The sequence below is a fragment of the Flavisolibacter nicotianae genome, from assembly GCF_003628535.1.
GTDB classification, from domain to species: Bacteria; Bacteroidota; Bacteroidia; order Chitinophagales; family Chitinophagaceae; genus Flavisolibacter; species Flavisolibacter nicotianae.
In genome coordinates, this window is sequence record NZ_RBCI01000007.1 from 189,224 (window position 1) to 212,766 (window position 23,543).

Consider the following 23,543-nt stretch of genomic DNA (forward strand, 5'->3'; position numbering starts at 1 on the left):
CCGGCTTTTGGACTTCGATAAGGCGCCTGTTGCGTCGCACGCTTGTGCGTTCGGTAAGTCTATGCAGCAGGTTTTTGAACCACGGAGACACAGGGACACGGAGAGCCTCTGTGTTGCTCTGTGCCTTTGTGTCCCTGTGGTTCAATGTTTCCGCACAAAATCTCCGCACTGATGTTTTATTGGACAAGAGCTGGAAGACGGTCGCTGACGACAGCGACAAGCATGCGTTTGATGATTTCAAAACGGCTTCCTTCAATGATGCAAAATGGAAAATTGTTGCTGTTCCGCACAACTGGGACCAGTATGAAGGGTACCGTCGCCTTCGCCACGGCAACCGCCACGGCTATGCCTGGTACCGGAAAACATTTACGCTAAAACAGCAGCCAAAAGGCAAGCGCATTTTCCTGTTTTTTGAAGGCGTGGGTTCGTATGCCACCGTGTGGCTGAACGGCCAACAGGTGGGTTACCACGCAGGGGGACGAACAACGTTTACGATTGACATTACCAACGCGGTAAAATACAACGCAGGCAATTTGCTGGCTGTTCGCGCCGATCACCCGGCCAACATCCAGGACCTGCCCTGGGTGTGCGGCGGTTGTTCCGACGACCGGGGCTTTTCGGAAGGCTCGCAGCCGATGGGAATTTTCCGTCCGGTGCACCTGGTGATCACCAATGATGTTCGGGTAGAACCGTTCGGTGTCCACGTTTGGAACGACAGCACAACATCAGAGAAGGGTGCACAACTGTTCACGGAAACCGAAATCAGGAACTACAGCAACAGGACGCGGAAATTGACAGTCCTTACACAGTTGCTCAGCAAGGGCGGCGCAACGATAACGTCGGTTACATCACTAAGGAAATTGGCAAAAGGCTCATCGGCTATCATCCGGCAGCAATTGCCGTTTGTATCCAATCCAACACTTTGGTCATTGGAGAATCCTTATTTATACCAGGTCAGCACAACGATCGTTGACGAAGGAAAACAGCTCGACAACCTTCTTACACCTTACGGTATCCGAACCATCAGGTGGCCGATCGGCAAGAATTCGTCAGGGCAATTTTTTTTGAACGGCAAACCTGTTTTCATCAACGGCATCGCCGAGTATGAACACCTGCTCGGTGGCAGTCATGCCTTCAGTGCGGAGCAGATCCGCACACGGGTGATGCAGGTAAAAGCAGCCGGCTTCAATGCGTTTCGCGATGCGCACCAGCCGCACAATCTTCGCTATCAAAACTACTGGGACAGCCTTGGTCTCCTGTGGTGGACGCAGCTCAGTGCCCACGACTGGTACGACACCAAAGCCTTCCGCGACAATTTCAAAACCCTGTTGAAGGAATGGGTGAAGGAACGGCGCAACTCGCCATCGCTGGTGTTGTGGGGATTGCAAAATGAAAGCAAGCTGCCCAAAGACTTTGCCGAAGAGTGCGCCGCCATCATCCGCCAGCTGGACCCGACCACGTCGTCGCAGCGGCTGGTCACGACCTGCAACGGCGGCGAAGGCACCGATTGGGATGTGCCGCAAAACTGGACGGGCACCTACGGCGGCAACCCGGCAACCTACGGCGACGATCTGAAGCGGCAGGTCCTCGTTGGCGAATACGGTGCCTGGCGCACGCTGGACCTGCACACCGAAGGCGCTTTTGTGCAAAATGGTTCATACAGCGAAGACCGCATGACACAGTTGATGGAGCAGAAACTGCGTCTTGCCGAAGCGGCCAAAGACAGTGCAGCCGGGCATTTTATGTGGCTGCTCACGTCGCACGACAACCCGGGCCGGGTGCAGGGCGGCGAAGGCTATCGCGAACTCGATCGCATTGGTCCTGTGAATTACAAAGGATTGCTCACACCCTGGGAAGAACCGCTGGATGTGTTTTATATGTTCCGATCCAATTACGCACCGAAAGAAACGGAGCCGATGGTTTACATCGTTTCTCACACCTGGCCCGACCGATGGACAAAGCCCGGGAAAAAAGACGGCATCGTGGTTTATTCCAATTGCGATGAAGTAGAGCTTTTCAATGACCTACGGTCGCAATCGTTGGGACGAAAAAAAAGGAGAGGTGTTGGAACACATTTCCAGTGGGACAGTGTCGACATTCGGTACAACGTGCTTTACGCGGTTGGCTATGTCAACGGCAAAGAAGTGGCAAAGGATTACATCATGCTTCATCACCTGCCGCAGGCGCCGCATGCCGGAGCCTTTGATAACGATGCAAAAAATAGTACCGCTCCGCAAGGCGGTTACAACTATCTCTACCGCGTTAATTGTGGCGGACCGGATTATGTCGATGGCAACGGCAACACGTGGCTGGCCGACAGGGAGCGAAAAAGCAAGGGCACCTGGGGATCCGTCTCGTGGACGGCCGCCTTTGAAGGATTGGCGCCCTACTTTGCCAGCCAGCGCACCACGGCCGATCCGGTGAGCGGCACAAAAGATGACCAGCTGTTTCAAAGCTTTCGCTATGGCCGCGAGAAACTGCGTTACGACTTCCCGGTACAGGACGGCGACTACCGCGTGGAATTTTATTTTACAGAACCCTGGTGGGGGACAGGTGGTGGTCTGGATGCAACCGGCTGGCGCTTGTTTGATGTGGCCGTGAACGGAAAGACGGTTTTAAAAGATATCGACATTTGGCACGAAAGCGGGCAGGCCGCTGCGCTGAAAAAAACAGTGCAGGTGACGGTAAAAGGCGGGCTGCTGTCCATTACGTTTCCGCATGTGGCTTCGGGCCAGGCGGTGATCTCTGCGATCGCCATCGCGACAAAAAATCAAAAAGCAAGACCCGCTCCGCCACCACCGTCGCTGTTGGCAATGGAAGGCGGAACAACAAAACAGCCGCTTGAAATCCGTGACTGGCTGACGACGGGTGATGCTGCGTTTGTGGCAGACAGTGTCCGTTTCAGCAATCTTGCGCCAGAATTGTACGGAGCCCAATGGCTGAAGAAAAGGAGGGCTGAAAACCTGGCGGGCAAAAGCCTGTTGGTAACCGACACTGCCGATGTGCTGATCGTGAAAGATACAACAGGGAAAAGCACACCGGCGTGGCTGCAATCGTTCAACGCAACAAAGGCACTGATGCAACTTGACGACGGCTCGACCTATTGGGTCTACAAAAAAAGGATGGCAAAAGGTGAACGTCTGGTACTGGACGAAGGGAATTATTTCGTCATGGCGTTGCCGGCTACCTCCATGGAACCGGCCTACGACCTGAAGCCGGTGGCAAGCTATAAAGCCGTTAACGCCGTGTTGAACGGTCCCGGTCTGAGCAAGGGAAAAGTCGATGGAAAGGACCGCGTTATTTTCGAAGCGGCGTCACCGCAGAACAGCGTGGAATGGCAGATCGCTGTTGGGGTGGGGGACACCTATTCCCTCACGATCTCGTATAACAACCCAACGTCGCAAACGCTCCGGGGACAATTGCAACTGGTTGCCGCCGACGGTACGCAAATGAAACAAGAAGCCGTTGAATTGACACCAACAAGACAGGGAAAATCGAATTACATCAATACCACCACAGGCAGCATGATCAACGCCGGCAAGTACAAAGTTGTGTTCACGGCCGGTGACGCAAAGGGATTGTCCATAAATGCGCTTGATGTGCAATAAAAGAAGAAACAAATGAAAACATTGGTATGCACCAAACCGGGAGAATTTGCCTACGAGGAACGGGAGAAGCCTGTTCTGCAAAAAGGGCAGGCCATCATCAAAATAAAACGCATCGGCATTTGCGGCACCGACCTGCATGCGTTTGAAGGCACGCAGCCTTTCTTTGAATACCCGCGGATCCTGGGGCACGAACTGGCGGGAGAACTGGTGGCGTTTGACGACGCACCGGGATTCCAGGTTGGTGAACGTGTTTCGTTCATTCCCTATTTCAATTGCGGGACCTGTATCGCTTGCCGTTCGGGATTGCCAAACTGTTGCGTCAACATCAAGGTCTGTGGCGTGCATGTAAACGGCGGCTTTGTCGAATACCTCTCCGTTCCGTCGTCTTCACTCCTGCACGGCGAGGGTCTGAGCTACGATGAGTTGAGCCTGGTAGAGCCGCTGGCAATTGGTGCACACGGTGTGCGCCGGGCCGGTGTAAGGGAAGGAGAATTTGTACTGGTGGTGGGTGCCGGACCCATTGGCATGGGCGTGGCTGAATTTGCGAGGATTGCCGGCGGCAATGTGATTGTCACGGACATCAACGACAACCGCCTCGCCTTTTGCAAAGAAAAGCTGGCTGTTCACGAAACCATCAACCCGCTGCGGGAAGATGCGTTGGAACGGCTGAAGCAAATCACCAACGGCGACATGCCAACGGTGGTGATCGATGCGACCGGCAATTTAAAAGCGATCAACAACGCCTTTCACTACATGGCGCACGGTGCCCGGTATGTTTTGGTGGGTTTGCAAAAAGGAGAGATCTGCTTTTCGCATCCCGAATTTCACAAGCGGGAGGCAACGCTCATGAGCAGCCGCAATGCCACGCGGCAGGATTTTGAACACGTGATGGAAAGCATGAAAAAAGGCCGGGTGAAACCGGCAACCTATATCACACACCGCGTACCGTTCGACAAGGTAAAAGAGCAATTTGAAAGCTGGCTCAAACCCGAAACAGGAGTCATCAAGGCCACTGTAGAACTGTAAACCGCAGGAAAAATGAAACGACACTGGCTGGTACTTCTGTTCTTTTTTTCGCAAACTGCCTTTTCGCAGACCATTGCTGTTACAAAGCTTTTCTGTGAAAGCGCAGAAGCGCCATTGGGTGTGGAGAAACCAACGCCATCGCTGGGCTGGCAACTTAGCTCACCAGGCAGGGGCGTGTTGCAATCCGCTTACCGCATCCTGGTGGCGGAAGACCCTGCGCTGCTGAAGAAGAACGAAGGCAACATTTGGGATTCGCACCGGGTGGTTTCGGGCCAGTCGCTGCATGTTTCGTATGCCGGTAAAAAGCTGGTGCCGGCAAAAACCTACTACTGGAAAGTACAGGTGTGGGACCAGCAAAAAAGACCGTCTGCCTGGAGCGCTGTTTCCTCCTGGCAAATGGGACTGCCTGTAAAAGAAGACTGGAAGGGAGCGCAATGGATCGCTTATGAAAAAATGCCCGATTCACTGTTGACGATACCGGCCGAACATGGAAAAGGCAGCGGCAAAGGCGCCAACGTTAAGGAGGTTTTACCGCTTTTCCGGAAAACCCTTCCGTTGCAAAAGCCACTGGAAAAAGCAACGGTTTTCATTTCCGGCCTGGGGCATTTTGAAATGAGTGTGAACGGCAGGAAGATCGGTGATCATTTTTTGGATCCCGGCTGGACGATGTATGACAAAGAAGCCCAGTATGTCACCTTCGACATCACAAAAAACCTGCAGCAGGGAAACAATTCGGTGGGTGTGCAATTGGGGAACGGTTTTTATTTCATGCCCCGCCAGCGCTACCGCAAGCACACCGGCGCCTTTGGCTTTCCCAAACTCATTTGCCGCATTCACCTGCAATACAGGGACGGTTCTGCCGATGATGTGGTTAGTGATCAGTCCTGGAAGACGTCGGCAAGCCCGGTGACGTTTTCAAGCATATACGGCGGAGAAGACTACGACGCCACACTGGAACAGAAAGGCTGGAACACAAATGCCTTCAATGACGCTTCCTGGAAGCAGGCCGTTCTTGTTGACGGGCCGCCTGTCTTGCAGTCGCAAAAACAAGATCCGGTGAAAATCATGGATACGCTTTTGCCAACGAAAATCACCGTGATCAGGGACAATGTGATTGTCTACGACATGGGGCAAAACGCTTCGGGCATTCCATTTCTTTCCGTGCGTGGACAAAAGGGTGATTCCGTTCGTTTGATTCCGGGGGAATTGTTGAAAGACGATGGCTCTGTTTCGCAGAAAGCCACGGGGAGTCCTGTTTACTTTACGTATATCTTAAACGGTAAGGGCAAAGAGAACTGGCAGCCCCGGTTTTCATACACCGGTTTTCGGTATCTGCAGGTCGAAAAAAAACTGTCGAAAGAAAGCAAAGACACGACGCTCTTCCCCGAAATCGTTGCCGTGAAAAGTTTGCACACACGAAATGCCGCTAGAACAGTCGGGAGTTTTTCTTCGTCGAGCCCCTTATTCAACCAGACAAAAGACCTGATCGACTGGGCGGTGCGCAGCAACATGCAGAGCATCCTTACCGATTGTCCGCACCGTGAAAAACTGGGCTGGCTGGAGCAACTGCACCTGATGGGCAATTCCATTCATTACAACTACGATATGGAGCGGCTGTTTCAGAAAGTGCTGGCCGATATGCGCACGGCGCAATCCGACAGCGGCTCCCTTCCCGAATATGCGCCGGAATACGTGAAGATGTCGTTCATGGACGGCATCTTCCTGGAATCACCCGAATGGGGAAGCGCCAGCATCATCCTGCCCTGGTACCTCTACCAGTGGTACGGCAACCGGGAGGTGCTGGAGGAGAATTTTTCGGTGATGCAGCGGTATTTCGCTTACCTCGGGAATAGGGCAAAAGACAATATTCTTTCGCATGGTTTGAGCGACTGGTATGACCTGGGTCCTGAGCGGCAGGGCCTTGCCCAGCTAACGCCAATGGGACTTACCGCCACGGCCACTTATTTTTACGATGCGAAGATCTTAAGCAAAGTTGCTGCGCTGCTGGGTAAAACAAACGACGCGACGACCTACCGGGCTTTGGCGGAAAAAATTAAGCTGGCCTTCAATAAAAAATTCTTTGACGCGAAGGCGGTACAATACGGCACAGGCAGCCAAACGGCCAACGCAATGGCTCTGTACATAGGCCTTGTGCCGGAACAATACAAATCCCGCATTCTCGACAACCTGGTAAAGGACATCAGGAGCCGGAACAACAGCATTACGTCCGGGGATATTGGTTTTCGCTACCTGCTGCAGGCGCTTCAGAACGAAGGCCGCTCGGACGTGATCTACGACATCAATTGTAGGTCCGACGTTCCCGGTTATGGCTACCAGTTGGCCAAAGGCGCGACGGCGCTGACGGAATCCTGGGTGGCGTCGCCGGTTGTGTCCAACAATCACCTGATGCTGGGGCATTTGATGGAGTGGTTTTACAGCGGCCTGGGTGGCATTGGCCAGGCGGCCGGCTCGGTGGGATACAAGTCCATTGAGATCAATCCGCAGCCGGTAGGTGATCTGCGCTTTGTCAGCACGTCCTATGAATGCCCCTACGGGTTGATCCGGTCCGGGTGGAAAAAAGCACAAAACGGTTTTACACTGGACGTGCAAATCCCGGTCAACACGACGGCCACCATCCTGTTGCCGGCAACTGCCGCATCAAAAATCCGTGAAGGTGACCGTGAACTGAAAGGCCGGAAAGATGTGCGGTTTTTGGGATTTGCCAACGGCAAGGCAAAGATCAAAGTAGGATCGGGCCGTTATCAATTTACTGTACTGGAAAAAGACGCCAAAGAATTGGTGCTGTCAAAATAAAGCTATGAAACGTAGGTTCATCATTGTGCATGTTCTCCTGTTCTTTTTTGCGACAACCTGTTTTTCACAGACAGGCAAAAGCACCGTTCCGGATCAGCAGATGCAGGCGATCTACCAGGAAATCAAAACACCTTTCAAATATGGATTGGTGGTGGTGCCTAAAAATGATTCGCAAAAAGTGGATTGCCCAACGGTCTTTCGCAAGGGAAAGATGTGGTACATGTCGTACATTGTTTTTGACGGACGCGGCTACGAAACCTGGCTGGCGAAAAGCAGGGACCTGCTGAACTGGCAAACCCTGGGACGCATCCTGGCTCACAGCAGCGATACCACGCAATGGGACGCCTCGCAAAAGGCGGGTTACCTCTCCCTCGTGAATACGAAATGGGGCGGCGATTATTCCCTGCAGAAGTTCAATAAAAACTATTGGGTAAGCTATATCGGCGGTAAGGAAAGAGGCTATGAAACCGGGCTGCTCTCCATCGGGATGGCTTATACAGGCAAAGACGCCACCACCGCCCATGGCTGGCTGCGGCTCGACCACCCCGTTCTGACTTCGCACGATGCGGATGTCCGCTGGTGGGAGAATAAAAAAGAATTCAAGAGCACCGTAATCAGGGACAAGGCTAAATTGACCGGTTACCCGTTTGTGATGTACTACAATGCCAACGGCGATACGGCAAAGGACAACAAGAAAACAAGGTGGTTCGAGCGGATCGGCATGGCTGTCTCCAACGACATGGTCAGCTGGAAGCGTTTCCAAACCAGCCCGGTCGTGCACCACCCAGTGGGCATTACAGGTGATCCTTACCTGCAGAAAATCGGCGACCTGTGGGTAATGTTTTATTTCGGTGCGTTCTGGCAGGACAGGAAAGGCGCTTTCAACCGTTTTGCCTGTTCCTACGATTTGGTCAACTGGACGGACTGGACGGGTGAGAATCTTATCGAGTCTTCCGAGCCGTTTGATGACCTCTATGCACACAAATCCTGCGTGGTAAAACAGAAGGGTGTAGTGTATCATTTCTACAATGCCGTCAACAAAAAAGAGCAGCGCGGAATTGCAGTGGCCACCTCGAAAGACCTGGGCAAAAGCAGGCTCAGTTTTGTGCCAGTAAAACAGGCCGCTGTCGAAATACCCTAATCGAATCATTACGACAAGAACGTTTACCGTGAACAAACTCATTTTTCTTTTTCTTTTTTCACTTGTTTCCGCCGCGCTGCCTGCCCAGCCACGGCAGGTGATCGGCTTCAACAAAGACTGGAAGTTTTCTTTGGGCGATGATGAAAAGGCGAAGCAGGCAGTGTTTGATGACAGCCAATGGCGAACCCTGGACCTGCCGCACGACTGGAGTATTGAAGGTGAGTTCAGTGAAAAGCACCCGACCACGTTCAACCAGGGTGCCCTGCCGGCCGGCATTGGCTGGTACAGGAAAACATTCAGCCTGCCGGAGAACCTGAAGGCAAAACGGGTGTACATCAATTTCGACGGCGTTTATCGCAACAGCGAAGTGTGGATCAATGGCCATTTTCTGGGAAAGCGTCCCAATGGCTACATCTCCTTTCGCTACGACCTGACACCTTTTCTGCATTTCGGCAAAGCAAAAGATGTCGTGGCCGTGCGGGTCGACAATGAGGCGCAACCCAGTTCGCGGTGGTACACCGGGTCCGGCATTTACCGCAAGGTGTGGCTGGAAGCGACGAATGCCGTTGCGGTTGATCAGTGGGGAAGTTTTGTGACCACACCGCAGGTAAACCCATCCGAAGCATTGGTCCAGATCAAGACAACCTTTACCAACACATCGGGTAAGCCACAGTGGATAGAACTGCTGTACGAAATTTTTGATGAAAGAGGTCGCCTCGTGACATCGGACAACCTCACCGGTAAATACCTGGTTGGCAAAACCGGGACTTCCCATACACTAGCGATGACTGTCAAAAATCCTGCATTGTGGTCGGTCGACAGGCCATACCTGTACAAGGCTGTTACAAAAGTGATGAAAGAGGGGAGAGTGATCGACCGGTATGAAACAGGCTTTGGCATCCGGTCGTTCAACTTCGATGCGCGGAAAGGTTTTTTTCTCAACGGAAAGCCACTGAAAATTCTGGGCGTTTGCAATCACCATGACCTTGGTGCCCTGGGTGCCGCCGTGAACAAAAGAGCCATCGAACGCCAACTGGAAATTTTGAAGGCGATGGGTTGCAACGCCATCCGCACCGCCCACAACCCGCCGGCGCCTGAGCTACTCGACCTCTGCGACCGCATGGGTTTTCTTGTCATGGACGAAGCGTTTGATATGTGGAAAAAGCGCAAGAACAAATTTGACTATCATGTTGAATTTGCTGACTGGCACAAAGTTGATTTGGAAGACCAGGTGAAACGCGACCGCAATCATCCCTCCGTATTTGTCTGGAGCATTGGAAACGAGATCAGGGAGCAGTTCGACAGCTCCGGGACAATCCTTGCAACAGAATTGGCGTCAATCGTGAAAAACCTGGACTCCACACGACCGGTCACGTCGGCGCTGACAGAGAACCTGCCCGGGAAGAATTTCATTTACCGGTCCGGTGCATTGGATGTGCTGGGCTTTAATTACAAGCATGCGGATTACGATTCGCTGCCGCACCGCTTTCCCGGCCAAAAATTTATTGCCACGGAAACAGCGTCGGCACTGTCTACGAGGGGGTACTACGACCAGCCTGCCGACAGCAGCCGCATCTGGCCGCCGGATTCCAAATCCAAAAATCATGGAAATCAGGATCACACGGTTTCCGCATACGACAACACGTTTGCCTATTGGGGCGCCACGCATGAAGAAAGCTGGAAGGCTGTGAAGCAGCGGCAATTCATGTCCGGGCTTTTTGTGTGGTCGGGCTTTGATTTCCTTGGTGAGCCGGTGCCTTACCAGTGGCCGGCGCGGAGCTCGTATTACGGCGTTGTTGACCTGGCTGGTTTCCCCAAAGATGTTTACTACCTGTACCAGAGTGAGTGGACCCAAAAGCCGGTGCTGCACCTGTTTCCGCACTGGAACTGGAAGGTTGGAGAGGAGGTTGATGTGTGGGCTTATTATAATGCCGCCGATGAAGTGGAATTGTTCCTTAATGGGCGGTCGCTTGGCGTGCAAAAGAAAAGCAGTGGCCGGCTGCACGTGCAATGGCGGGTGCCCTACCAGCCCGGAACGCTGAAAGCCGTATCAAGAAAAAACGGCAAAGTCGTTCTCACCAAAGAAATAAAAACAGCCGGCAGGCCCGCCAGGATTCAATTGCTGGCCGACCGCAGCAAGCTCAGGGCGGCAGATGACCTTTCATTCGTCACGGTAAAAGTGGTGGATGCGGAGGGAAACCTGGTGCCAGATGCAGCGAACCTCATTCAATTTACACTAACAGGACCCGGTTACCTTGCCGGTGTTGACAACGGACTGCAAACAGGCACCGAATCATTTAAAACACCTTTCCGCAAAGCCTACAACGGGCTTTGCCTGGCCATTGTCGGTACCAACGGAAAAAAGGGAACAATTATGCTGCAGGCAAAGGCTGATGGACTTGTTTCCTCTTCAATTCAATTGCAGGTCTTTTAGCCAACAAATTCTTGGGTTCAATTTTTGGACTGTTTTTCCTGCGAATTTAGGCAGGCAATTTCCCGTTAGCACAACAGCGGAAAGTTCCGCAATCGATTGCGTTTTTTATGCGGTCTGAAATAAGGAGAAAATAGTAAAATTGTCCATCATTTTAAAAAAAGATGCCATTGTTCTCCCTTCTCTGTCAATCTACCTTTAGGATCATTAAGGAAGTAGCGGTTTTAGCATGGAGTAGAATTTAAAAGAATAGTACAGGAGGAGATCGGGGTTGCTACCATTCTTTCATTGACCACAGCATTAATACTTGCTATATGAAATTTGCCTTTTTTCTTTTTTCTGTGCTGTTATCTTCATCCGCACTACAGGCCCAGGACAATGCCACCCCGGCAGAGAAAGAGGCGGCCTATACCCGAACCATTACCACAAGAGCCGAAAAAATTGTTGCTGCCTTGCAGCTAACCGATACCAAAAAAACAGCGAAGTTGACAGGGTTGGTCGCCGGCCAGTACCGCAACCTGAATACCGTTTATACATTTCGCGACGAACAGGTAAAGAAAGCAAAGCAAGACCTGGGCAGTGACAAAGAAGCATTGGCAGCCCGGTTAAAGTCCATCGACGAAGAAACCACAAAAGCCACGAGAGCCCTGCACGCAAAATACCTGCAAGACCTTGCAAAAGAACTAAATCCCGACCAGGTTGATGCAATTAAGGATGGCATGACCTACAATGTGCTTCATGTAACTTATGATGGTTACCTGAGCATGCTGCCCAATCTTACCGCTGCACAGAAAGAACAGATCTGGCAGTGGCTCGTGGAAGCCCGGGAAAATGCGATGGATGCTGAATCATCGGAGAAAAAGCATGGCTGGTTTGGAAAGTACAAGGGCCGCATCAACAATTATTTATCGGCTGCAGGCTATGACATGAAAAAAGAAGGCGAGGCGTGGCAGAAACGATTGGCAGAAGAAAAGCAAAAGGGAACACACTAACGATTCATTTTCTTTCAGACGTAAGCATTTACACAAACGTGTCAACAAAGGATAGAGAACCATCTCCGTTATTTATTTAAAACTGCTATATGCAAAAAGATCTACAGCGCTTTATTTTTCTTCTCGGCATGTTACTGGCATGTTCCGTAGTGTTTGCGCAGCAACGCACGATCACGGGTGTGGTCACCAACGACGAATCAAAAGAACCGCTTTCCGGCGTTTCGATTTCCGTAAAGGGTACAGACCGCGTGACGTCAACGAACGAAAAGGGCCAGTTTTCCATCCTGGTGTCCGGCAATGAGTCGGTACTGAAAATTTCCAGTGTCGGTTATCTCTACAAAGAAATCACCGTCGGTGGGCAAAATTCGGTTTCCATTTCACTGGCCAAGGATGTCAAGCAAATGGACGAAGTGGTCGTGATCGGCTACGGCACACAACGAAAAACGCACCTGACAGGATCGGTCGGAACGGTTGATGTAAAGCGGATCGAAGATTTCCCCGGGGGCAACCTTTCCCAGGCACTGAAGGGACAGGTGGTTGGTGTGAGTGTATCGGGTGGTTATTCCCGTCCCGGTGAAGCTGCCACCATCAGCATCCGCAATCCAATTTCTTTTTCGAAGGATGCACCGAAAGACCCTTTGTACGTGATCGACGACATTATCAGGACCAAGGCTGATTTTGATCTTCTCGACGCCACGGAGATCGAGAACATTTCCGTGCTGAAAGATGCATCGGCCGCCATTTACGGAATCATGGGTTCCAATGGTGTGATCGTCGTGAGGACAAAGCGGGGTAGGGCCGGGGCTCCCGTCATTAGTTATACGGCTTCCGCCGGGATATCCGACGCCACGTCAATGCCAAAGATGATGACCGGCTACCAGCAAGCTCTTTATATGAACGATTACCTGAATGGTTCCAAAAACTGGGACCAGGCGGCAGTTGCGCAGCTTTCGGGCATCTACACACAGGACGAGGTGGACTATTTCAAAACGCACAACTACGACTGGCTGAAAAACGCCTGGCAGAAAGCGTACAATACGCGTCATGCACTGAACGTGTCCGGCGGTTCGGACAGGGCCACCTATTTTGCCGGCTTTACCTACAGCTCCGAAAACAGCAATTTCGACGGGTTGGGCTACAAACGTTATTCCTTCCGCTCGAGCAGCGATATCAAACTCGCCGCGGGCTTAAAACTTGGCCTGGCATTGAGCGGTAATTTGTCGGACAGGAAAAACACGTTCAACAAGCAGGGAAATGAAAGCCTCGACAACGACTGGAAAACACTGATCGGCGAAAACCAGGGCTATACACCCTACATCAATGGCCTGCCGATTTTAATTCCGGGTGCAGGCACAAGCTCCAACATCAATACCTACCACTACTTTGCAGTTCACGAACTGAACAACTACACAAGCTCTTATAATACAGGACTGAACTTCCAGGGCCAGTTGTCATACGAAATTCCCTTTATCAAAGGCTTAAAAGCGGCTGTCAACTACAACAAGAACATCGCCAACTCCTGGGGCAAACAATACGGTACAAAATACACGGTATATGACTTCAACAAGCTGGGATCAAATGGTCACATCCTTGGCGATTCAGTGATCAAGACCTACACATGGTCGAACGGTGACCGGGTGCGTCTCAACCCGACCATCACGAAGACTTACCAGTTGAACACAACCGTGAATTACGACAGGACATTTGGCAAACACCAGATCGGGGCCCTGTTTGTGTATGAACAAGCTGAAGCGTTTTCCGACGGCGTAGCCGGCCAGGTGGATGGTGTGGTTGTTGGCGGTTTGGACAACCAGAATTTTGCGGTTGGTACGTCAACAAACCCCGATGGATCGTCAAACGAAACGATCTCCGAAGCCGGTCGCATGGCCTACATCGGTCGCCTCAACTATAGCTTCGCGAACAAATACCTCTTTGAAGCCAACCTGCGGGCTGATGCCAGCCAGAACTTTGCTCCTGAGAACAGGTGGGGTTATTTTCCTTCTCTTTCCGCCGGCTGGGTCGTATCTGATGAAAACTTCTTCGACAATCTGACAAAAACAGTGAATTATTTAAAGATCAGAGGTTCGGTTGGTTTCATGGGAATCGACAATACCAAATCTTACCAGTGGCTGCGGAGCTACGCCATTCAAACCGGCAAGGCTGCCGTGTTTGGCGGCAACAGCGACCGCGGTCTTGCAACTGTCATGAACATTGACTTAGCCAACAGGGCTGTGCATTGGGACAACCAAGACAAGTACGACATTGGTTTGGATGCCCGCTTCCTGCGCAACCGCTTATCGATTTCAACAGACTGGTACATCAACAAGTCGTACAACATGCTGTCCAGCCTCACTTCTTCACCATCGATCCTGATCGGAACGGCCCTGCCAACAGAAAACTTTGGAAAGGCCAACGTGTTTGGCTACGAGCTGTCGGCAAACTGGAGAGACAACATTGGAAAGAACTGGAGCTACAACGTGACCACCAACTTTAACTGGAATGATAACCGGGTTCTTGTTGCAGATGTGCCGAAAGGTGACATCGGAACCTTCAAGGACCAGAACGGCAAATCGAACGACATGGGCTTTTATGGCTATCATTCACTGGGTATTCTCAGAACACAGGCAGAAGTGGACGCCTACGTTGCACAATACAATATCACAGACATGTTGGGTTATAAACCGGGTACCAATAACCCGATCAGGCCGGGCATGCTGGCTTTTGCCGACGTCAGGGGAAAACAAAATGCCACCACCGGCAAATATGATGGTCCGGACGGTGTAATTGACGTTAACGACCAGGACTTTCTGAAAGCAAAACAGGACAATCACTACGGCCTTGGCATCAACTGGGGTGTTTCGTACAAAACGGTAAGTCTGAACGTGGTGATGGGCATGAGCTGGGGCGGCATTAGCTCTGTTGAATCGGCTGCACGGAAAGTCGGAACGGCTTATTCCAACCGTCCTTCCTTCTGGTCCGACCACTGGACTCCTGATAATATCAATGCAGCCTATCCTTCGCCTTATTATACCAGCACCTATGATGTTGCTTCTGATTTCTGGTGGAGAAGTTCTTTTACATTCAGAGTAACCACGTTTAACCTTTCGTATACATTGCCCCGCGATTTGACAAGAAGGGCCGGATTGAACAATGTGCGCCTGTTCCTGAACGGCACCAACCCGGTCAACTTCTTCAATCCCTACGACTACAAGGACAATATCAACGGATCGTACGATGTGTTCCCGCAACTGAGAACCTTCAACTTCGGATTAAATGTGAACCTCTAATTCAAACATTCGAACAATGAAAAATTTCAAGCTCTATACATTCTGTGCCGGACTTTTGGGATTAACTGCCTGCACCAAGGTTCTCGATAAAACCGATCTTTCAAAACTGACTCCCGAACTGGTCTTTAACGACTCCACGCTGGTGCAGTTGAACATGGATAATATCTATGATGTCAATCTCCCGTTGTGGGGCGGACAGAACACCAGCAGTGTACTGAGCGGGGTTCAGCCGCAGTTGTCCGACGAAGGACAGGCCTCCGGCAACAAGTTTATGGAAGGGAGCATGAGCTACGGTACCGACGAACCGAAGGATTACGGTACCTCGCTGAACACCAACAATACGCAACCCAATACCAATTGGGGTAAAATACGACAGCTGAATACCTTTATCGTATCGATGAACCAAAGCCCCTTGCCCGATTACACCAAGCGTAAGTTTATTGCGCAGGCAAAATTCTTCAGGGCCTTTCGTTACTGGGACCTGGTGCGGATCTACGGCGGTGTGCCCCTCGTGTTAACCCCGCTGGATGGCGTGGGCAACGAAGCAAGAGACGCCGCCCTGCTGCCGAGAAATTCCACCTCCGAGTGCATCAAGCAAATTGTAGAAGACCTGGATTATGCTGCTGCTAACCTGCCCGGCAAATGGTCCGGCTCGTCCAACTGGGGCCGGATTACCAGCGGCGCTGCTGCTGCCATGAAAGGAAGGGTATTGTTGTACTGGGCAAGCCCGTTGTTCAATCCAAATGACGATGTGGCCAGGTGGCAGGCGGCTTACGATGCCAACCTGCAGGCAAAAACCATCCTGGATGCAAATGGATTTGGGCTCAACGCCAGTTATAAGAATATGTGGTTTAGTGAAGTCAACAACCCGGAAGCCGTGATGGTAACCAGCTACAATACAGCTACGGGTGACCAGCAGAAAAAGAACAACGGCTGGGATAAATCCTGCCGGCCGCAGTACCTGAACGGCAGCGGGTCGAACACGCCAACCTGGGAATTTGTTCGCTCTTACCCGATGAAAGACGGGAAAATGCCCGGCGACGCCTCCAGCACATTTCCTTACTCCGACACGCTTTATTACAAAAACAGGGATCCCCGTTTTGATGCCACTATCGCTTATAACGGTTGCGTATGGCCGTTGGACGGAAATGCGGCCTACCGGTTGTGGACCTATTATGAAACGTCAACCAAGTCAACCGAGGCCAATGCCTCCAATACCGGTTTTTATTGCCGGAAGGCAGTGGCCGAAGGTACCTTTACATTTGGCGACCCACAGTACAGCGGCACCGATTGGATGGAAATCCGTTATGCTGAAGTTTTGCTGAACCTGGCTGAAAGTGCCGTGGGTATTGGCAAAACAGGTTCCGGCGAAGAAGGATACAAAGGTTTGATCGCTATACGGCAACGGGCCGGTATCACCGCAGGCAGCAACAACCTCTATGGCTTAACTGCCGGCATGAGTCGCTCGGAATTGTTCAACGCCATTCTCTTTGAAAGGAAGATCGAGTTTGCCTTCGAAGGAAAGCGGTTCTGGGATTTGTATCGCTGGAAAAGAATGTCTGATCTGCAGGGCTGGACAAGAAACCGTTTGCGCATTTTGTTGAAAACAGGTTCCGGCATTCCCTCGGCGGCAGCGTTGAAAGACCCGACCAACCCGAGTTTCCGCGACGTGCAAAACCTGGATACAATGATGACCAAATATTTTACCGTGATCCGGAACAATAATCACGATGCCAGCAATTCCACGACAAAACTGGATACGAACCCGATCAACTTTTTGTCGACCTATTATTTCTTCCCCATTCCGTATGCAGCGATCACCAACAATCCGAACCTGCAGCAGAACAACAACTGGGGAGGTTCTTTCGATCCGCTTAAATAACACGAGCGGAGCCTGTCTCCGCTTACTTTTTACATCATCGTCCTAATCTTATTTCACGTATGAAGAATGCCTTGATCATCACCGCCATCGCAACCATCCTGGGAACAGCAGAAAAAGCAGCGGCGCAATACCCGGATGTGCCCGCCGCCAATAAAGCCTGGGCCGACTCGATTATGAAAGCGGCGCAAAAACATTCCGATGAAGCCTGGGACAAAGCCTGGCCCATCATTGATGCCGATGCAAAAGCCGGCAAGCCCTTTATTCCCTGGGCCTCCCGTCCAACGGATCTGCCGCAGGCCGACATTGCCGCCTTTCCCGGCGCGGAAGGCGGCGGCAAGTACAGTTTTGGCGGTCGTGGTGGCCGTGTGATCGTCGTTACCAATCTGAACGATGATGGTCCCGGCAGTCTTCGCTGGGCCTGCGAGCAGGGAGGTGCCCGGACGGTTGTGTTCAACGTGGCCGGCATCATCCGCCTGAAATCACCGCTGATCATCCGTGCGCCGTACATTACGATTGCCGGTCAGTCGGCACCCGGCGACGGCGTCTGCGTGGCCGGTGAAACGGTTTGGGTCAATACGCATGACGTCGTGATCCGCTACATGCGTTTCCGCAGGGGCGAGACCAATGTGGGAAGGAGGGATGATGCCATCGGTGGAAATCCAATCGGCAACATCATCATCGACCATGTGTCGGCAAGCTGGGGACTGGACGAGAACATGAGCATGTACCGGCATATGTACAACGACAGCACCGGCAAGATCGAAGACAAATTCGGAACAGTCAACATCACCATTCAGAATTCCATCTTCTCCGAGTCACTCGATACCTGGAACCATGCCTTTGGTTCTACTTTGGGTGGCGAAAACTGCTCGTTCATGCGCAACCTCTGGGCTGACAACACGGGCCGTAACCCATCCGTCGGCTGGAACGGCATCTTTAATTTTGCCAACAACGTTGTGTTCAACTGGGTGCACCGTTCCATGGACGGCGGCGACTACAGGGCGCAGTTCAATATCATCAACAACTACTTCAAGCCGGGGCCGGCCACACCGAAAAATTCACCGGTGGGTCACCGTATCCTAAAACCAGAGGCCGGCAGAAGCAAGCTGAAATACCTGGTCTTCGGCCGTTGTTATGTGAACGGCAACATCATGGAAGGCTACCCTGAAATCACCAAAGACAACTGGGCTGGCGGCGTGCAGGTGGAAGAATTTCCAAACACCGACAAGTACACCGACTACATGAAAGTAAACAAGCCCCTTCCCATGCCGCAGATGACCATTCTCCCCGCAAAAGAAGCGTACGATTACGTATTGGCTAATGTGGGTGCTACCTTGCCGAAACGTGATGCCGTGGACCAGCGCATTACCGAGCAGGTGCGTACGGGCAAGATCAGTTATGCAGCCAATGTAAAGCTCCCCGAAACGCAGTTCAAGCACCGCCGCCTGCCAATTGACTCCTACAAGATCGGTATTATCACCGACCCTTCGCAGGTGGGTGGCTACCCGGAGTACAAAGGCACGCCCTACAAAGACTTGGATAATGATGGTATGCCCGACGCCTGGGAAACAAAGAATGGTCTCAATCCAAAAGATGCATCTGATGCAGCGAAGGATAAAAACAAAGACGGGTATACCAATATTGAAGACTACCTGAACAGCCTTGTCAACGTGAAAAATGTCGTGCCGGTGGCAACGACCATTCACGGAACGAGTGAGACAGCCCGCAAGTAATCAACAGTGCGAATCCAATTTTTCCGGACGTGAATTTATCTTACTTATTCATACATAGCAGTAATCGAAAAGGAATGGGGACGCATCTGCGTCCTTTCCTGCTCCTGATGGGATCACTCATGTTGTTTTTTTCTCCTTTGATTTGCCTTGCGCAAAAAGGAAAAAAAGCGTGGAGCCCGTTGGAAGCAGGAAAAGGCGGCCTTACGTATGCTCCTGATTCGCAGGGAAATCGCATTCCTGATTTTTCGTATTGCGGTTATGCAGCCTCTAACGAAGTCATTCCGGATGTTCCGGTAAAAGTGGTGGTGCCGGTGGCAAAAGGGGATGCGACACTGCGCATACAATCAGCGCTGGATTACGTGGCTTTGCTGCCGTTAGACAAAAATGGTTTTCGCGGTGCGGTGCTGCTACAGAAAGGTTCGTATACCGTAGCCGGACAGCTGAAGATGACGACATCAGGTGTCGTGCTGCGCGGAAGCGGCATGGGCACCAACGGAACATTGCTGATCGGTGCCGGCAAGGACCGCGAAACATTGATCCGCATTTTTGGCAAGGACGATAAGAAAACCGGCAGTGAGGTGGGGATCACCGATGCATACGTTCCGGTGAATGCAACAAAATTCACTGTCGCAGACGCTTCTTCTTTTCACGTTGGCGACAACATCATTGTGCAGCGTCCGTCTACCGCAAACTGGATCGCAACGCTGGGCACTGCAACCTTTGGCGGCGGTATTTCCGCGCTGGGATGGAAGCCCGGTGAAAGAGACATTTTCTTTGAACGGAAGATCGTTGGCATCGACAGGAACACACTAACGTTGGATGTACCCTTGACCACAGCCATCGATACAACCTATGGTGGTGGAACGGTGGCGAAATTTTCCTGGCCGGGTCGCATCGAAAATGTAGGTGTTGAAAATTTATGGCTACAGTCGGAATATGATAAGAGCAATCCCAAGGACGAAGCACACCGCTGGATAGCTATCACGATGGAAAACGTTGCCGATGCCTGGGTGCGCCGGGTGATCTTTCAGCATTTCGCCGGTTCTGCGGTGGCTGTTTTGGCGTCAGCAAAAAAGGTGACCGTGGAAGACTGTAAATCATTGGCGCCCGTTTCGGAAATCGGCGGACAGCGCCGCTATACTTATTTTACCGCCGGGCAGCAAACACTGGTTCAACGGTGCTATGCTGAGAACGGCTATCATGATTTTGCGGTTGGCTTTTGTGCGCCGGGTCCCAATGCCTTTGTGCAATGCCAGTCCGATCGTCCTTACAGTTTCAGCGGCACCATAGACAGCTGGGCCTCCGGTGTTTTATTCGACATCGTGAACGTCGATGGAAATGCGCTCCGTTTTGGCAATCGTGGACAGGACGGGCAGGGCGCCGGCTGGAGTGCGGCCAATTCTGTCTTCTGGCAGTGTTCTGCTTCACGCATCGATTGTGAAAAGCCGCCAACCGCCAACAACTATTCCTTTGGCTCCTGGGCACAGTTTCACGGCGATGGCTACTGGGAAAGTTCCAACGAGCAAATTCAGCCCCGCAGTTTGTATTATGCGCAACTGGCGCAGCGGCTGGGTGCTGATGCCAGCAAAAGAGCCTTTATTCTTCCGTTGGAAACGGAAGCATCCAGCAGTCCGCCCGCCGATGTGGCGATAGCACTGACAAAAAAGGCGTTTACGCCGGCGCCGCGTCTGTTCGACTGGATCGATTCGGTTGCAAAGCAAAATCCCATTTCACTCCTTTCGAACGGCGCAAAATCAATTGATCAAATTGGCATCAGGAAAGCAGTCGTTATTAAATCGGCTCCTGCTATGCACGTTAGCAACGGATGGCTGGTGAGAGGTGACGCGATCGTGACCGGCAAAAGGAGTGAAGTGCCCTGGTGGAACGGCAGCGTTCAACCGAAAGACCTCCCGAAAATGAAGCCCCACATCACCCGTTTTGTTCCGGGCAGAACTGGTACGGGACTAACAGATGACCTGGATAGTTTAACAGACTGGATGCAGCGATCCGGAACAGTGGCCATCGAGCACAATTATGGCTTGTGGTATGAGCGTCGCCGAGATGACCACGAACGCATCCGCCGCATGGACGGTGAGGTGTGGCCGCCGTTTTACGAGTTGCCCTTTGCCCGCAGTGGCAAAGATTCGGCCTGGGACGGGTTGAGCAAATACGATCTCACCAAATACAACAACTGGTACTGGAGCCGGTTGAAAAAGTTTGCCGACTTGGCCGACCAGAAATCACTGGTGCTCGTTCACCAGAATTATTTCCAGCACAACATCATTGAAGCCGGTGCCCACTACGCCGATTTTCCCTGGCGCACGGCCAACAACATCAACCACACAGGCTTTCCCGAGCCGGTGCCCTACGCTGGTGACAAGCGCATTTTCATGGCGGAGCAGTTTTACGATGTGACGGATGCGGCCCGCCGCAAACTGCACACGGCCTATATCCGCCAGTGCCTCGACAATTTTAAAAACAACAGCGGTGTTATTCAGCTGATCGGCGCCGAATTCACAGGTCCCCTGCATTTCGTACAGTTCTGGCTGGATGCGATCAGGCAATGGGAAAAAGAGACCGGCAAAAAAGAGATCATTGGTTTAAGCACGACCAAAGACGTACAGGACGCCATCCTTGCCGATCCTGCACGGGCGGCGGTCGTAGACCTGATCGATATCCGTTACTGGCACTACCAGCAGGACGGAAAAGCGTATGAACCAAAAGGCGGGCAAAACCTGGCGCCACGGCAACATGCACGTCTGCTGAAGCCAAAGCGCACCTCGTTTGAACAGGTGTACCGTGCCGTAAGTGAATACAGGAAGAAGTTCCCGGCAAAGGCCGTGGTGTATTCCGGTGACAGCTACGACCAGTTTGGCTGGGCGGTGCTGATGGCCGGCGGGTCCCTGCCGGTGCTTCCGGAGCTGGACAAACGTTTTTTGACCGAGGTATCAGCTATGAAGCCAGTTACAACTACTGTATCGAATGGTCAGTGGGTGCTGAACGGTCACAATAGCTGGGTGGTGTATTCTGATGGTACCTCGCCTGTCCAGTTGAACCTGCCATCCGGCAGTTATGCGGTTCGCTACATCAATCCGAAAAGTGGTGCAGTGACGGCGGACGAATCAAGTATAAGCGGTGGTCAATCCGTCGAGTTGAAAAGCCCGCAGCCCGGTGCAGTGGTCCTGTGGGTGAGTGCGAATCAAAAAACGGTACAACATGCAACAAGTATTCAGAAATAAATTTTTTCTCTTCCTGTTTTTCTTCCTTGCCTTTGGCTTGTGTGCATCGGCGCAGGGAGGGAAGCGGTTGCTGATCTCACCCAACCACCGTTTTTTCACTGACGAAAAAGGCGCTCCGTTTTTTTGGCTGGGCGACACCGGCTGGCTCTTGTTTTCAAAGCTGACAAGAGATGAGGCAGAAACCTATTTGGAAGACCGCCGGAAAAAAGGTTTCAACGTGATCCAGGCAATGGTGCTGCACACCGTAGCGGCCGTGAACGTGTACGGCGATTCTGCACTCGTCAATAAAAATGTCGCCACGCCGCTGACTACGGCCGGAAAGGCTTCCGCAAATGCAATGCAATACGACTACTGGGACCATGTGGATTACATCATTGACCTGGCGGCAAAAAAAGGGATGTACATGGCCCTGGTGCCGGTGTGGGGAAGCAATGTAAAGGCAGGCTTTGTTTCCACCGAACAGGCAGGCATTTATGCAAAATGGCTGGCGAACAGGTACAAAAGCCGCTGGAACATTGTCTGGCTGAACGGCGGCGATATTCGTGGGACCGATTCGGCGGCAACCTGGAAGGTGTTGGGCAGCACGTTGAAAGCAGCCGACCCGGCGCACCTGGTAAGTTTTCATCCCTTTGGCCGCACTTCTTCGAGTGAATATTTTCCGCAGGAGCCCTGGATGGATTTCAACATGTTTCAATCGGGACACCGCAGTTACGACCTGGATACATCTGCGAAAGAGCATCGCTACGGCCCGGACAATTACCGGTTTTTACAGGTTGATTACAACCTGGCACCCACGAAGCCATCGTTTGATGGCGAACCTTCGTACGAGCTCATTCCTCATGGCTTGCACGATACCACAAAACCCTACTGGCAGGCGGCCGATGTGCGTCGCTATGCCTGGTGGTCCGTGTTTGCCGGTGGGGCCGGTCACACCTATGGGCACAACAGCGTGATGCAAATGCACAAGCCATCGGACAAAGAAACTGCCTACGGCTCAAAAAAATATTGGTACGATGCACTCAACGACAGTGGTGCACGGCAAATGATTTACTTGAAAAACTTGGTCCTTTCCAAGCCCTTTTTTGAACGGGTTCCCGATCAATCGCTGGTGGCCGGCGGGCAAGGCGACAAGTACAACTACATCGCTGCCACCAGGGGAAAGCGTTACGCTTTTCTTTACGATTACACCGGGAGAAAGTTTGAAGTCGTCATGGGAAAAATTGAAGGGGCAAACGTCCTGGCGAGCTGGTACAATCCTACAAACGGCAACAAAAAAAGCATTGGCCGTTTCGCCAACAAAGGCATCCGGTCCTTTGATCCGCCGGGCGGGGAAAAAGAAGGCAATGACTGGGTACTGATCCTGGAAAGTTTAAACTGAAAATTCAAAACA

The 23,543-nt window shown here is 52.0% G+C and carries 11 protein-coding genes; all 11 read left to right on the top strand.

The window, feature by feature from the left end:
* Positions 1 to 74 precede the first annotated feature (74 nt).
* The 11 genes from D6024_RS18245 to D6024_RS18295 all read left to right on the top strand — a co-directional run bounded on the left by D6024_RS18245 (position 75) and on the right by D6024_RS18295 (position 23,531).
* Positions 75 to 3,608, top strand: a complete 3,534-nt coding sequence (locus tag D6024_RS18245) for a malectin domain-containing carbohydrate-binding protein (protein WP_240410077.1) — start codon at positions 75 to 77, stop codon at positions 3,606 to 3,608.
* Between the two features lie 12 nt (positions 3,609 to 3,620).
* On the top strand, positions 3,621 to 4,634 hold the full coding sequence (locus D6024_RS18250) for a zinc-binding alcohol dehydrogenase family protein (RefSeq protein WP_121356191.1): 1,014 nt from the start codon (positions 3,621 to 3,623) through the stop codon (positions 4,632 to 4,634).
* Positions 4,635 to 4,646: 12 nt separating this feature from the next.
* Positions 4,647 to 7,448, top strand: coding sequence for a family 78 glycoside hydrolase catalytic domain (locus D6024_RS18255; protein WP_121356192.1), 2,802 nt, complete (start codon positions 4,647 to 4,649; stop codon positions 7,446 to 7,448).
* A gap of 4 nt (positions 7,449 to 7,452) precedes the next feature.
* Positions 7,453 to 8,589: a glycoside hydrolase family protein gene (locus D6024_RS18260; RefSeq protein WP_121356193.1), complete on the top strand. Its 1,137-nt coding sequence runs from the start codon at positions 7,453 to 7,455 to the stop codon at positions 8,587 to 8,589.
* A gap of 28 nt (positions 8,590 to 8,617) precedes the next feature.
* Positions 8,618 to 11,023 carry a beta-galactosidase GalB gene (galB, locus tag D6024_RS18265; RefSeq protein WP_121356194.1) on the top strand — a complete coding sequence of 802 codons (2,406 nt, stop codon included), beginning with the start codon at positions 8,618 to 8,620 and terminating at the stop codon, positions 11,021 to 11,023.
* 311 nt (positions 11,024 to 11,334) lie between these two features.
* Positions 11,335 to 12,012 (top strand): DUF3826 domain-containing protein, encoded by a 678-nt coding sequence (locus D6024_RS18270; RefSeq protein WP_121356195.1) that lies wholly within the window; start codon positions 11,335 to 11,337, stop codon positions 12,010 to 12,012.
* Between the two features lie 89 nt (positions 12,013 to 12,101).
* A complete protein-coding gene (locus D6024_RS18275; RefSeq protein ID WP_121356196.1) occupies positions 12,102 to 15,299 on the top strand; it encodes a SusC/RagA family TonB-linked outer membrane protein in 3,198 nt (1,065 codons plus the stop codon).
* Positions 15,300 to 15,315: 16 nt separating this feature from the next.
* On the top strand, positions 15,316 to 17,181 hold the full coding sequence (locus tag D6024_RS18280) for a RagB/SusD family nutrient uptake outer membrane protein (RefSeq protein WP_121356197.1): 1,866 nt from the start codon (positions 15,316 to 15,318) through the stop codon (positions 17,179 to 17,181).
* Between the two features lie 59 nt (positions 17,182 to 17,240).
* Positions 17,241 to 18,914 carry a pectate lyase family protein gene (locus D6024_RS18285; RefSeq protein ID WP_121356198.1) on the top strand — a complete coding sequence of 558 codons (1,674 nt, stop codon included), beginning with the start codon at positions 17,241 to 17,243 and terminating at the stop codon, positions 18,912 to 18,914.
* A gap of 74 nt (positions 18,915 to 18,988) precedes the next feature.
* The gene (locus tag D6024_RS18290) at positions 18,989 to 22,153 is read left to right on the top strand and encodes a DUF6298 domain-containing protein (RefSeq protein ID WP_121356199.1); all 3,165 of its coding nucleotides are present in this window, start codon (positions 18,989 to 18,991) and stop codon (positions 22,151 to 22,153) included.
* A complete protein-coding gene (locus D6024_RS18295) occupies positions 22,131 to 23,531 on the top strand; it encodes a glycoside hydrolase family 140 protein (protein ID WP_121356200.1) in 1,401 nt (466 codons plus the stop codon). The genes D6024_RS18290 and D6024_RS18295 overlap by 23 nt, the downstream gene beginning before the upstream one ends.
* Positions 23,532 to 23,543 lie beyond the last annotated feature (12 nt).

Coding starts and splice junctions, on each gene's coding strand:
- D6024_RS18250 (WP_121356191.1), top strand. CDS start 3,621: ATGAAAACATTGGTATGCACCAAACCGGGAGAATTTGCCTACGAGGAA.
- D6024_RS18255 (WP_121356192.1), top strand. CDS start 4,647: ATGAAACGACACTGGCTGGTACTTCTGTTCTTTTTTTCGCAAACTGCC.
- D6024_RS18260 (WP_121356193.1), top strand. CDS start 7,453: ATGAAACGTAGGTTCATCATTGTGCATGTTCTCCTGTTCTTTTTTGCG.
- D6024_RS18270 (WP_121356195.1), top strand. CDS start 11,335: ATGAAATTTGCCTTTTTTCTTTTTTCTGTGCTGTTATCTTCATCCGCA.
- D6024_RS18275 (WP_121356196.1), top strand. CDS start 12,102: ATGCAAAAAGATCTACAGCGCTTTATTTTTCTTCTCGGCATGTTACTG.
- D6024_RS18280 (WP_121356197.1), top strand. CDS start 15,316: ATGAAAAATTTCAAGCTCTATACATTCTGTGCCGGACTTTTGGGATTA.
- D6024_RS18285 (WP_121356198.1), top strand. CDS start 17,241: ATGAAGAATGCCTTGATCATCACCGCCATCGCAACCATCCTGGGAACA.
- D6024_RS18290 (WP_121356199.1), top strand. CDS start 18,989: ATGGGGACGCATCTGCGTCCTTTCCTGCTCCTGATGGGATCACTCATG.
- D6024_RS18295 (WP_121356200.1), top strand. CDS start 22,131: ATGCAACAAGTATTCAGAAATAAATTTTTTCTCTTCCTGTTTTTCTTC.